The 12,874-nt window shown below is 34.1% G+C and carries 9 protein-coding genes; 8 read left to right on the plus strand and 1 reads right to left on the minus strand.

What is annotated here, in order from left to right; all coding sequences use genetic code 11:
* Positions 1-33: 33 nt before the first annotated feature.
* The 5 genes from ACFSQS_RS13230 to ACFSQS_RS13250 all read left to right on the plus strand — a co-directional run bounded on the left by ACFSQS_RS13230 (position 34) and on the right by ACFSQS_RS13250 (position 9,326).
* Positions 34-1,041, plus strand: coding sequence for a helix-turn-helix transcriptional regulator (locus tag ACFSQS_RS13230; RefSeq protein WP_388019798.1), 1,008 nt, complete (start codon positions 34-36; stop codon positions 1,039-1,041).
* 61 nt (positions 1,042-1,102) lie between these two features.
* The gene (locus ACFSQS_RS13235; protein ID WP_388019801.1) at positions 1,103-2,722 is read left to right on the plus strand and encodes a type I restriction-modification system subunit M; all 1,620 of its coding nucleotides are present in this window, start codon (positions 1,103-1,105) and stop codon (positions 2,720-2,722) included.
* On the plus strand, positions 2,722-3,873 hold the full coding sequence (locus tag ACFSQS_RS13240) for a restriction endonuclease subunit S (RefSeq protein WP_388019804.1): 1,152 nt from the start codon (positions 2,722-2,724) through the stop codon (positions 3,871-3,873). The genes ACFSQS_RS13235 and ACFSQS_RS13240 overlap by 1 nt, the downstream gene beginning before the upstream one ends.
* A gap of 104 nt (positions 3,874-3,977) precedes the next feature.
* Positions 3,978-5,615: an ATP-binding protein gene (locus ACFSQS_RS13245; RefSeq protein WP_388019807.1), complete on the plus strand. Its 1,638-nt coding sequence runs from the start codon at positions 3,978-3,980 to the stop codon at positions 5,613-5,615.
* A 264-nt stretch (positions 5,616-5,879) separates the two neighbouring features.
* Positions 5,880-9,326 carry a DEAD/DEAH box helicase family protein gene (locus ACFSQS_RS13250; RefSeq protein WP_388019810.1) on the plus strand — a complete coding sequence of 1,149 codons (3,447 nt, stop codon included), beginning with the start codon at positions 5,880-5,882 and terminating at the stop codon, positions 9,324-9,326.
* 375 nt (positions 9,327-9,701) lie between these two features.
* On the opposite strand, the gene dinB is transcribed toward ACFSQS_RS13250, so the two are convergent.
* The gene (gene dinB, locus ACFSQS_RS13255; RefSeq protein WP_388019813.1) at positions 9,702-10,823 is read right to left on the minus strand and encodes a DNA polymerase IV; all 1,122 of its coding nucleotides are present in this window, start codon (positions 10,821-10,823) and stop codon (positions 9,702-9,704) included.
* Between the two features lie 75 nt (positions 10,824-10,898).
* Between dinB and ACFSQS_RS13260 the strand changes: the two genes are divergently transcribed.
* The 3 genes from ACFSQS_RS13260 to ACFSQS_RS13270 are packed head-to-tail and all read left to right on the plus strand — an operon-like array spanning position 10,899 to position 12,795.
* Positions 10,899-11,366: a CYTH domain-containing protein gene (locus ACFSQS_RS13260; RefSeq protein ID WP_388019816.1), complete on the plus strand. Its 468-nt coding sequence runs from the start codon at positions 10,899-10,901 to the stop codon at positions 11,364-11,366.
* A 2-nt stretch (positions 11,367-11,368) separates the two neighbouring features.
* On the plus strand, positions 11,369-11,917 hold the full coding sequence (locus ACFSQS_RS13265; protein WP_388019819.1) for a YciI family protein: 549 nt from the start codon (positions 11,369-11,371) through the stop codon (positions 11,915-11,917).
* Complete coding sequence (locus ACFSQS_RS13270; protein ID WP_388019822.1) at positions 11,917-12,795, plus strand: endonuclease/exonuclease/phosphatase family protein; 879 nt, start codon at positions 11,917-11,919, stop codon at positions 12,793-12,795. The genes ACFSQS_RS13265 and ACFSQS_RS13270 overlap by 1 nt, the downstream gene beginning before the upstream one ends.
* The last annotated feature ends 79 nt before the right edge of the window (positions 12,796-12,874 follow it).

Here is a 12,874-nt window from a genome sequence, read left to right on the forward strand (position 1 = left end):
CATAAAATTTTATGTTTACACAAACCAACAACCATGTCCACCAATAAACACGCTATTATTCGATATCAGAGCTTGGATAGGTGCTTTAAAAACACGGGTAAGCGATATTATATAGAAGATTTATTAGAAGCTTGTAATAACGCCTTATTTGAATTCGACCCTAATTCAGTAGGCATTAAAAAACGGCAATTATATGACGATATCAGGTTTATGGAATCCTCACAAGGCTTTTCCATTCCCTTAGAAAAAATTAAAGATGGTAGGCGTGCTTATTATCAATATAAAGACCCTTCCTTTTCAATAAACAATCAGCCCTTAAATCCCACAGAAGCAGAACAACTAAAATCTGCCATGTTAGTATTAGGGCGTTTTAAAGGCTTACCACAGTTTGAATGGGTTAATGAACTTTTGCCTAAGTTAGACCAAACCTTTAAACTATCTAATCAAAATCAAGAAATTATCAGTTTCGATAACAATAATTATTTAGTAGGAATAGACTATATAACACCGCTTTTTTCTGCCATTCAAAACAATCAGGCTTTAAAAATTGGGTATCAATCTTTCAACAATCCCGAAACACAATATTTTATTTTTCATCCTTATCATTTAAAACAGTATAATAATAGATGGTTTGTATTTGGAAAACATGATGATTATAATAATATGACCAATTTAGCATTAGATAGGCTAAAGCAAATCACCCAATCATCAAAACACTATGATACGAGCCAAATGGTTAATTTTGAAGACTATTTTGATGATATTATAGGGGTTACCAAACCCCATGATAAACCTTTGGTAAAAATAGAATTTCACGCAAAACCCGCTTTAGCACCTTATATAAAAACGAAACCTTTTCATGGCTCACAGAAAAAAGTAAAAGACGACGAAACTGGCTATACCTTTTCTATTGAAGTAGTACCTAATTACGAGTTAGAAAAACTAATTTTGTCGTTAGGCGAAGACCTCCGGGTTATGAAACCGACGTTCATTAAAGAAATCATAAAAAAAAGAGTAGAACAACAATACAAAAACTATTAGTGCGAATACACTGCACAGGTGTTAATTACTTTTACAACAGTAACTTAAAAACACATGTGCTATGAAACTACATGAATCTATGATTACAGGCGAATTAAAAAGTAAAATTGATAAAATCTGGAACGATTTCTGGACAGGAGGGATCTCTAACCCATTAACCGTAATAGAGCAGTTTACCTATCTTATATTTTTAAAACAGTTAGATAGCAAACAGATGGATAACGAAAAGGCAGCCAACCTATTGGGTATTCCATTGGAAAATGCCTTTTACAGCAAAAAACACGAACCATTACGTTGGAGCAGCTTTAAAGAAAAAGACCCTGAAGTGATGTTCGATTTGTTCACCAAACCACAGCGCAACTTAGACGATTTAACTGTTTTTGATTTTATGAAAAACATAGGCAAGCAAGGTGGTGTGTTTGCACAGTACATGAAAGGAGCTATTTTTATGATACAATCGCCTAAGTTGCTCGATAAAGTAGTACAACAAATAGACGCCTTAAACCTTGATAATAAAGATGCCAAAGGCGATTTGTACGAGTACATGCTCTCTAAAATAGCAGAAGCAGGAACAAATGGGCAGTTTAGAACGCCACGCCACATTATCCGTATGATGGTGGAGATAGTGCAACCACAACAAGACGATGTAATATGCGACCCAAGTTGTGGTACCGCAGGGTTTTTGGTTTCGGCAGGCGAGTATATTTACGATAAGCATAAAGATTGGTTTAACCAAAAAACCTTTAGAGAACACTTTCATAACAGCATGTTTAACGGTGTAGAGTTCGACCCTACCATGCTACGTATTGGTGCCATGAACATGCAATTACACGGTATGGATAACCCAACTTTAATTGGTAAAGACGCCCTAAGTGAAAGTAATAGCGATATAGAGAATCAATATTCTTTGATTCTGGCAAACCCACCCTTTAAAGGCAGTTTGGATTATGACGAAGTAGAAAGCAGCCTACTAAAAGTTACCAAAACCAAAAAAACAGAACTTCTCTTTTTAGCCCTCATGCTACGTATGCTAAAAACAGGAGGACGAGCAGCGGTTATTGTACCAGATGGCGTATTGTTTGGCAGTAGTAACGCCCATAAAAATATACGTAAAGAGCTAGTAGAAAACCAACAACTACAAGCTGTTATTTCTATGCCAAGTGGTGTTTTTAAACCCTATGCTGGCGTAAGCACCGCTATTTTATTCTTTACCAAAACCAATTCTGGAGGTACAGACACCGTGTGGTTTTACGATATGAAAGCAGATGGTTTAAGCTTAGACGATAAACGTAATTTATTAGTATCAGAAGACACTTTTGAGCAATGTTTTACCAAGCCAGAAACTATGCTTGAAGCGGTAAAAGGCAAATGCGACATCCCCCAAATACTATTAGATGCCAACAAAATAATGAATACCACGTCATTGCGAGAGCCTGCATTGAGCGGAGTAGAAATGAAGCAATCTCATGAAAAGGACTTCTCAGACCGCACCCAACAATCCTTTTTAGTGCCAAAACAAGAAATAGCAGACAACGATTGGGATTTATCCATAAACCGCTACAAAGAAATTGTTTATGAAGCCATTGAATACGAAAAACCAGAAACCCTAATTAATCAAATTAAAGATTTGGATGCCCAACGTAACGAAGCCTTGTTGAATTTGGAAAAGATGATGAATTAATGGAGTTAGTTGAATTAGGTAAAGTATTTAAAATTTCATCTGGAGGAACACCAAGTAGAAGAAAAACTGAATATTATAAGGATGGAAATATTCCTTGGGTTAAAACGGGAGATTTAAAACCAAAATATATAAACAAAGCTATTGATTACATTACTGAAGAAGGTTTAAATAATTCTTCTGCTAAGTTATTTCCAAAAGAAACGGTTTTAATTGCAATGTATGGCGCTACTATTGGGGCTACTTCAATTTTAGAGATTGAGGCAAGTACAAATCAAGCTTGCGCAGCTTTTTTGCCAACGGATAAATGTACTCCTTTATATTTGTATTATTTTTTTAAGGGGAATCAAACTGAAATTATTCGTATGGGTGTTGGTGGAGCACAGCCAAATATATCAGCAGGGTTATTAAAAAGAGTAAAAATCCCCCTACCACCACTAGAAACCCAAAAACGCATCGCTGCTATTTTAGATGAAGCCGACAAATTGCGCCAACTCAACCAACAACTCATCCAAAAATACGATGCCCTAACCCAAAGCCTCTTTTTGGATATGTTTGGCGACCCTGTTACGAATCCTAAGGGTTGGGAAAAAGTTAAATTTAATGAAGTTGGCAAATTAGATAGAGGAAAATCTAAGCACAGACCAAGAAATGCGCCTGAATTACTAGGAGGGAAATATCCCTTAATTCAAACAGGAGATATTGCAAATTCAGGTGGTTATATTACAGAGTATAAATCAACTTATTCTGAAATTGGTTTAGCTCAAAGTAGAATGTGGGAGTCAGGAACTCTATGTATTACTATTGCAGCAAATATTGCTAAGACAGGAATTTTAACATTTGATGCTTGTTTTCCAGATAGCGTCGTTGGCTTTCTACCTAATGAAAAAACGAATGCTGTTTTCACTCAATTTTGGATTTCATTTTTGCAAAAAATTTTGGAAGATTCAGCACCAGAATCAGCTCAAAAAAATATCAATCTTTCAATTTTAAGAGATTTAGATTTTTTGAATCCCCCAATCCACCTCCAAACCCAATTCGCAGAACGCGTACAACTCATAGAAGCCCAAAAAGCCCAAGCCCAAACCGCCTTACAAAAAAGTGATGCCTTGTTTAATAGTTTGTTACAAAAGGCATTTAAAGGGGCGTTGTAACGTCATGGCGAGAAGCGGCGACAGGAACGACGTGGCAATCTTATAAAGTTTGGTTACTAACTTTTAAATTGCAAACAAAATAAAAAAAAGATACTTTTATACCAATGAAAGAAAATAGTGGTTTAGATAAAAAGTCGTTATCCTTAATATCTGGTAAAACAGCAAACTGGAAGGAATTAGCAAAAGATTGTGTCTGTTTTGCTAATGGCTACGGTGGCAAAATACTTATTGGTATTGAGGATGATAAAGATGCACCTAAACCATCGCAAAAAATATCTAAACAACTTATAGAACAAATTAATAAACGTATTCCTGCATTGGCTTTAAATGTTGGTATCGCACCTCAAATTATCACAGCCGAAAATGGTGGTCAATATATAGAGCTTACTGTTTTTAGAAGCGCACAATCTATAGCAAGCACCACCGATGGGCGCTATTATATTAGGGTGTCAGACGAATGCAAACCTGTAATGCCAGACCAAATAGAACGCTTGTTTTCAGAAAAGAATGCTTTTGTTTGGGAAGAAAAAACAGTTAAAAAAGTACCGTTAGCAGATTGTGATATTGAAAAATTCAATACCTTTTTAAAAGATATAAAAAATTCTGAGCGTGTTAGTGGTTTTGTAAAAGACATGACTACCGAAGAAATTACAGATTATTATTTTTTAACCCATAATGGATTTTTAACAAACCTTGGGGTATTGTGGATTGGTAAACGTAGAGATAGAGCAACACTACATTATGCACCATCTGTTCAATTTATTAAGTATAATGAAGATGGTAATAAAGTGTATAAAAAGGTGTGGGATGATTACTCATACAACCCAAAAGAACTCATTTCAGATATTATAACACAAATACCAGATTGGAATGAATTTTTAGAAGTATCTGATGGTATTTTTAGAAAAAATATTTACAACTATCCGCCAGAGGTTATTCGAGAACTTATTGCTAATGCTTTTGCGCATAGGAACTACACCATGCGTGGCGATATTTTTATTAATCTATATCCAGATAGGTTAGAAATTCATAGCCCTGGTTTGTTACCGCTTGGTGTAACTCCAGATAATATTTTAACAAAATCGGTACAGCGTAACCAACTGCTAGCTAAATTATTTTATGATTTAAAACTCATGGAAAAAGAAGGTAGTGGTTATGATAAGGTTTATGAAGTGTTATTAGGTAATGGTAAAGAAGTTCCTGAAGTTTTTGAAGGAGACGACAGAGTTATTGTTACAGTTAAAAAGCAAATAATTAGCAATAAGGTTTTAAAATTAATGGATAAAGCATCCAAAGAATTACAATTAAGGCAACGCGAGTTAATTGCTCTAGGATTAATTGCACAAAAAGAAGGTGTTTCTGCTCCCGATTTATCTAAAGAATTAAATGTAAATAAACCCAATGGACTACAGCATTGGTTAGGGCGATTGCTTAAACTTGAAATTGTATTATCCAAAGGAAAGACCAAAGGAACACTCTATTATGTGAACCCTGAGTTTTTAAGAACAACAGATTTTATTGAAAAAACAAATTTAAAACGTATTGAACCTCATAGGCTTCAAGAATTAATTTATGAAGACTTGAAAAATTATCCTGAAAGTGCTATTAGTGAAATAAATAAACGTATTGGTAGTGAGATTAATCAACGCACACTTAAAGCTAAGTTAGATGAAATGATTATTAAAGGTTTGTTGGTAAAGCTAGGAGAAAAGAAAGGGACTAAATATATTATATCAACATAAAACCATGAAATAAACTTAAAAATGTTGATAAATGTTGATAAAAATGTTGATATACCTTAAGCTTTATTACGTAAACATCTGTTTTATGGAGGGTTGTATCAACATAAAAACCATGAAATAAAAGTAAAATAGTATAACATATAAAGAAAAACACATTTGCTTTACATGAAACCAAAACGTGTAAAGAAAATGGAAAAATCTTTACATGAGTATTTCAATTAAAAGAAAAGCCTTACTTTTAAAGCTGTGACTATTTTTATCTAAATGAGCAACTTCAATTTCCTAAAACAAGATTTTCCGCAGCTTTACACAGAAGCTATAAATGCTGAAAAATATACCTTTACAGAACCTAAATATGCCGCTTTGTTATGCAGAACGGTTTTAGAATTAGGCTTAAATTGGTTGTACGATAACGATGTAGAGTTTACAAAACCTTACGATTCTAAATTAGCTGCATTACTCTTTCATTACGATTTTAAAAGCAGTATTAAACCATCTTTATTTCACGAGTTAGATTTAGTGAGGCGTTTTGGTAATGATGGTGCACATGGCAACCTAGTAACTTCAAGAAAGTCATTATTATCTTTAAAAGCTATTTTTAGTTTTTCAGTCTATTTAGTAAAATATTATGGCGAAACCCATGCAGATATTCCTATTTTTGATGAAACCCTATTGCCAAGTCCACAGGATAATATAGTTAAAGACAAAACAAAAGCGCAATTAAAGGCATTAGCAGAAGAAAAGGAAGCACAACTTAAAGCTTTTAAAAAGCAACAAGAAGAAAAAGAAGCCTTAGTTAAAGAAAACGAACTTTTAAAACGCCAATTAGAACAACAATTACAAGAACTTGCAACACGTAAAGCAGCACGTAAAAAGGAGGTTGTCCAAGAACGTGATATTCCAAAATTAACACCAGAACTTGAAACACGAAAGCTTTATATAGATGTATTATTAAAAGAAGCAGGGTGGAATAATTTAAAAACTGGTGTAGATATCGAGTTTCCTGTTACAGGCATGCCAAGAAGCACCAACCCAACAGGTAAAGGCTATGTAGATTATGTGCTTTGGGGCGATAACGGATTGCCACTTGCAGTAGTAGAAGCAAAACAAACCTTACACGATGCAAAAAAAGGAAAACATCAAGCGGTATTATATGCCAATTGTTTAGAGCAAATGACAGGGCAACGTCCTATTATTTTCTATTCCAATGGTTTTGACACCTATTTATGGGAAGATACCTTTTACCCAGAACGACAAGTCTATGGTTTTTACACTAAAGAGGAGCTTAATTTCTTAATAGAGCAACGTAAAACCAGAAAGGATATTAGGCAGTTTAAAGTGAATACTGACATTGCTGGTCGTCCATACCAATTAGAAGCCATACAACGTGTAAGTGAAAGTTTGGTAACTACACACCAAAACCAACTAAAAGGAAAACATCGTGAAGCGTTATTGGTTATGGCAACAGGGAGCGGTAAAACCAGAACTTCTGCTGCTATAGTCGATATGTTTACCAAATATAATTGGGCAAAACGCATCTTGTTTTTAGCCGATAGAAATGCCTTGGTAACACAAGCCAAAAATGCGTTTAAAGAGCATTTGCCACATTTAAGCGCCATCGATTTAACTAAGGAGAAAGAAGATAGTAAAACAAGGTTGGTATTTTCTACCTACCCAACTATCATGAATAAAATTGATAAGCTGGATGATGATGAACGGTTTTATGGTGTTGGGCATTTTGATGTTATTATTATAGATGAGGCACACAGGTCTGTTTACCAGAAATATGGTGCTATATTCAATTATTTCGATGCTATTCTAATTGGTTTAACTGCAACACCAAAAAGTGATATAGACCATAATACTTATAATTTATTTGGAATAGAAGATGATAATCCCACCTTTGCTTATGAGTTAACTCAAGCTGTTAATGATGGGTATTTAAATCCGCCAAAAGCAAAAAAAGTACCCATTCAGTTTTTAGAAGAAGGTATTAAATACAAAGACTTATCTGAGGAAGATAAAATCAAATTTGAAGAAAAATTCGGAAGTTTTGAAGTAGAACCAGATGATGATTCGGTTCAAATTGATAAAAGCCAACTCAATAGCTTTTTATTTAATACTAAAACAGTTGATGTTGTTCTAGATTTTTTGATGAATGAAGGTGTAAAAGTGGATGGTGGCGATACATTGGGTAAAACCATCATATTTGCCAAAAACCATAAACACGCTGTTTTTATTGAAGAACGCTTTAATAAGAATTACCCAGAGTTTGGAGGTTCTTTTTTAAGAGTTATTGATAATTACGAATCTAAAGCACAAGATTTATTAGAAAAATTTTGTGATGATAAGCAGGAACAAGAACCTCAAATTGCGGTATCTGTAGATATGATGGACACAGGTGTAGATGCACCAAGAGTTGTTAATTTGGTGTTTTTTAAACCAGTAAAATCTTACGCTAAGTACTGGCAAATGATTGGTAGAGGCACACGATTACGCCCTCATTTATTTGCTCCAGAACAACATAAAGAACACTTTTTAATATTTGATTTTTGTGGCAATTTTGAATTTTTTGATGAGTTTCCAGATGGTGTAAAAACAGGTTCGTCTAAAACTTTGTCTCAAAAGGTGTTTGAAACAAAGCTAAATATCATTACAACCATCAGAGATTTAGCAGAAGCAACACCAGAAGATGATGCTATGGCCGCAGCATACACTAATCAATTACATACTGCTATTAACGATTTAGATGAAAAACGTTTTGAAGTTAGAAAATCGTTGCGCTATGTAAAAGATTTTAAAGATAGAGCACGTTGGAATAGCTTATCCGTTGGAGACGTGTTTGATATTTGTGATCATCTATCGCATTTACCAGTTTACAAATCAGATGATGATGTGTTAGCAAAACGATTTGATTTATTGGCTCTAAGATTACAATTAGCATTACTTAATAAAGCAAAGTCAGTAGAAACTTATATTCAGCAGATTTACGATGTTGGTGTTAATCTATATAAAAAAAGAAATATTCCTGTAGTAGCCGATAAGCTCACTACGATAAACCAAGTAAAAACTCAAGAGTTTTGGAAATCTGTTGATTTAGAGCAGATTGAGCATATTCGTATAGAGCTTCGAGAACTTATAAAGTTTATTAATAAAGAAGATATAAAGTCCGTTTACACCGATTTTGAAGATGTCTTGCATTATGATAAAGTTGAAGAACGTGATATATTACCAAGTTATACAAAATTACAAAGTTATAAAGACCGTGTTGAATCGTTTATAAGGAAAAATAAATCACATTTAGTGGTTAGTAAGTTGCATAAAAATATACCCATAACTGAAAAAGAATTAGCCCTTTTAGAAACGTTGTTATTTGAAGATTCCATTGGCACAAAAGATGAATACAAAAGGCAATATGGCGATATGCCTTTAGGGAATTTTATAAGAAGCATAGTTGGTTTAGATATCGAAGTGGTTAATCAGCTATTTGCAGATTTTATAAACAACGAAAATTTATCAGCTAGGCAAATAACGTTTATAAAAACGCTAATAGATTATCTTAATGTAAATGGGACTTTAGATAAATCACTACTGGTAAAACCACCATTTAACGAAGCACACGATGCTGGAATTATTGGAATTTTTCAAGATGAAAGCGATGTTAGGCAGATAATTTCTATTATTGATATTGTTAATGATAATGCTGGGTGATTTATGTAAAAAGGCGTATAAAAAGGAAGCTATTAAAGTTGTCAAGTTGTCAAATAGTTGATTAAGAATATTATACCTTCCTTGGTTCGAGCCCAAGAAGAGGAGCAAACAAAACCCAATACGAAAGTGTTGGGTTTTTTTGTGGAAAAGATTGGGCGAGAAGTTAATGCTGAGCGCAGTCGAAGTAAGCCCAAGAAGAGGAGCAAACAAAACCCGATACGAAAGTGTCGGGTTTTTTTGTGCCTTAAAATGGGCGATAAGTTTATGCATAAAGCCAGAAAGTGCTGTTTTTTTGCAGGTTAGTTGAAAAAATGACTTTAAAATGGGTTTTAAAAACCAACAAACAAAATTAACCAAAACCACTACTAAACCAGCCTAAAACTCAAATTTAAGCTGCACGCTAATACTTTTTCTTTCTGTTTTACTTCGGCTAAGCTCAGCACGAGTTTTTTGGGTTTCTGTATTTAGGTTAGATAAAGAAATGCCCAATAACCTAACAGAGTTTTTTAACTTTTCTTGATACAATAAGTCTTTTGCAGTTTCAATAATTATACTGGTATCGCTTATAAAATACGGCAAGGTTTTACTTCGTGTTTGTAATGTAAAATCGCTGTATTTTATTTTTAAAGTTACCGTTTTACCGGCCACTTTGCTTTTTTTTAATCGGCGCGAAACCTCATGCGCAATATGTTTTAATTTATCGATCATAAAAATTTCAGACGATAAATTTTCGCTAAATGTACGTTCGGCAGCCAAACTTTTCCGTATTCTATTTGGCTTTACATCACTATTTTGAATACCACGAACAATGTAATAATAATACCTACCTGACTTCCCGAAATTAGCATCTAAATACTCCAACGATTTATGCTTTAGATCCAATCCCGTAAAAATGCCTTTTTGGTACATTTTTTCGGCTGTAACCTTGCCAACGCCATAAAATTTCCTAATATCCAATTGCTCTAAAAAGCCTATAACCTCTTCAGGTTTTACCGTTTTTTGTCCGTTAGGTTTATTGTAATCGCTCGCTACTTTGGCAATAAATTTATTGATTGAAATGCCCGCCGATGCCGTTAAGCCAACCTCGTTAAAAATGCGTTGCCTAATCTCTTTGGCAATTAACGATGCGCTCGGGTTGCCCTTTTTGTTTTCGGTAACATCTAAATACGCTTCATCAAGAGAAAGGGGTTCAACTAAATCGGTATAATCATAAAAAATAGCTCTAATCTTTTTAGAAATATCAGAATACCGCTCAAAACGTGGTCTTACAAAAATTAAATCTGGGCATAATTTAGCAGCTAAATTTCCAGACATGGCACTTTTAACACCAAATTTTCTAGCTTCGTAACTTGCCGCACTAATCACACCACGCTTGCCACCGCCACCAACAGCAAGGGGTTTGCCTTTTAAATTAGGGTTATCCATTTGCTCTACAGAAGCATAAAACGCATCCATATCTACATGAATAATTTTTCGAATTGGTAAATTGAAAGACATACTGTAAATTTAGGCATTAAATGCCTTTTAATTATATTTACTCTTGCGGTTATTAAATTTAGATTGCGATAAATAATGATAGAAATTGAACGTAAATTTTTAGTAACTTCAAACGTTTTTAAAGACCAAGCCTTTAGCAGTACAAGTATTATACAAGGGTTTTTAAATCGGGATCCAGAACGTACCGTTAGGGTAAGGTTAGAAGGAAACGATGGCGTATTAACCGTAAAAGGAAAATCATCCAATAATGGATTATCGCGTTTTGAATGGGAAAAAACCATTAGTAAGCAGGAAGCCGAAGCACTTTTAAAACTGTGCGAAAAGGGTATTATTGATAAAATACGTTACCAAGTAAAACTTGGAAACCATGTTTTTGAAATCGATGAGTTTTTTGGAGATAACCAAGGTTTAATAATTGCCGAAGTAGAAATACAGCACGAAAACGAAACTTTTAAAAAACCAGATTGGTTAGGTAAAGAAGTAACGGGACACATAAAATATTACAATTCGCAATTAAGCAAGCAACCTTATAATACCTGGTAATTATGAAAAAAATATTTTTAATAGTAATTTCTTTAATAGCCTTTATAGCATGTAAAGAAGAAGTAAAAACACCAATTGAAGAAGTAAAAGAACAGCCTATAAAAACTACAGAAAAGCCCATAGATTCTATTGTTGAAGTTGAAGTAAAACTACCCGAAAAAAAATCTGTAAAACAGGTAAAAGCAGAGTTAACTGCAAAAGGATTTAAAACATTCGACTATATTGATGAAAAAACAAACGACACCATTTTAATGCAACAATATTTTATGGCCTTTTTAAAACGCGGTCCCATTCGTGGGCAAAACGAAGAAGAAGCTGCCGATTTGCAAAACGCCCATTTAGCCCATTTAAAAAAGATGTACGAACTTGGGTATGCCGATATTTCCGGGCCTTTTGGAGACGATGGCGATATTCGTGGCATTACCATTTACAACGTTCCAACACAAAAAATGGCCGACAGTCTAGCCAACGCAGACCCCATGGTAAAAGCTGGGCGATTGGAAATTGAAATACACCCGTGGTGGGCAGCAAAAGGCTTTCCCTTACGCTAATGCTTAAAATAAATTTCCGAGCACTTTACCTGTTTTTAAACATCGTAATTATTATTACGTTGTTGGCCATTCATTTTTTGATTAAAGAAAATAGCTACGAAAGTTCGCTGCTGTATTACACGTTCCCCTTGCCAATTATTATTCTTGTAATTTTATTTCTGTCTGTTCTTCTAAATAAAAAACACAGGAAAGTCAACATCATAATAGCATCAATAATATTGCTAATTTGGTTGTTGCGTAGTTTTAATATTAGTTTTCCTGAAGCTATTGATGAAGCCGATTTGGAAATTGTTTTTTGGAACTCCTCCAGAAACAGAGGTTTTCAAGATGCTTTTAACGTAAGTAAAGGTATCCCCGATGTTTTGGTTTTGGTTGAAGGCCGTAAAAACGATATTGAAAAACTGCAACTACAATTTCCTGATTATCACTTTTATCTGTCTGATAAAGAAATTGCCCTGTTTTCAAAAACGCCAATAAAAATCATTCAAGAAAACACTTCAAAGTACAATTCAACTATAATACATTTTCAAACTAACGCGCTTAATTTTTATGCCACAGATATTACCGGAAGCCAAGATGTACCGCGGTCTTGGGAGTTAGGTTTTGCAAACAAACATGTTAAACTAAAAGAAAACACAATAGTATTGGGCGACTTTAATGTGCCTTTTGAATCTAAATATTTAAGCGCATTTAAAAGTAATTTCAACCATGCTTTTAACCAAAAAGGCAATGGTTTTAGAGAAACTTGGTTTTGGAATATTCCGTTGCTTTCTCTGGACCATATTTGGGTTTCAAAAGATTTAGAAATTCTTAAAACCGAAAAAATTGGAACTTTTAAATCGGATCACAGTATGCTTAAAACCTATGTTAGAAACTGATTTGTTTTTTGGGAATGTAATTAGACAGAGCGAGAAACCTTGCGATTATAATAAGATTCCTCCTCATTCTTCGTTTGGA

This window comes from Gelatiniphilus marinus (genome assembly GCF_042684345.1).
Taxonomy (GTDB): domain Bacteria; phylum Bacteroidota; class Bacteroidia; order Flavobacteriales; family Flavobacteriaceae; genus Gelatiniphilus; species Gelatiniphilus marinus.

Coding starts and splice junctions, on each gene's coding strand:
- ACFSQS_RS13230 (WP_388019798.1), top strand. CDS start 34: ATGTCCACCAATAAACACGCTATTATTCGATATCAGAGCTTGGATAGG.
- ACFSQS_RS13235 (WP_388019801.1), top strand. CDS start 1,103: ATGAAACTACATGAATCTATGATTACAGGCGAATTAAAAAGTAAAATT.
- ACFSQS_RS13240 (WP_388019804.1), top strand. CDS start 2,722: ATGGAGTTAGTTGAATTAGGTAAAGTATTTAAAATTTCATCTGGAGGA.
- ACFSQS_RS13245 (WP_388019807.1), top strand. CDS start 3,978: ATGAAAGAAAATAGTGGTTTAGATAAAAAGTCGTTATCCTTAATATCT.
- ACFSQS_RS13250 (WP_388019810.1), top strand. CDS start 5,880: ATGAGCAACTTCAATTTCCTAAAACAAGATTTTCCGCAGCTTTACACA.
- dinB (WP_388019813.1), bottom strand. CDS start 10,823: ATGTCTTTCAATTTACCAATTCGAAAAATTATTCATGTAGATATGGAT.
- ACFSQS_RS13260 (WP_388019816.1), top strand. CDS start 10,899: ATGATAGAAATTGAACGTAAATTTTTAGTAACTTCAAACGTTTTTAAA.
- ACFSQS_RS13265 (WP_388019819.1), top strand. CDS start 11,369: ATGAAAAAAATATTTTTAATAGTAATTTCTTTAATAGCCTTTATAGCA.
- ACFSQS_RS13270 (WP_388019822.1), top strand. CDS start 11,917: ATGCTTAAAATAAATTTCCGAGCACTTTACCTGTTTTTAAACATCGTA.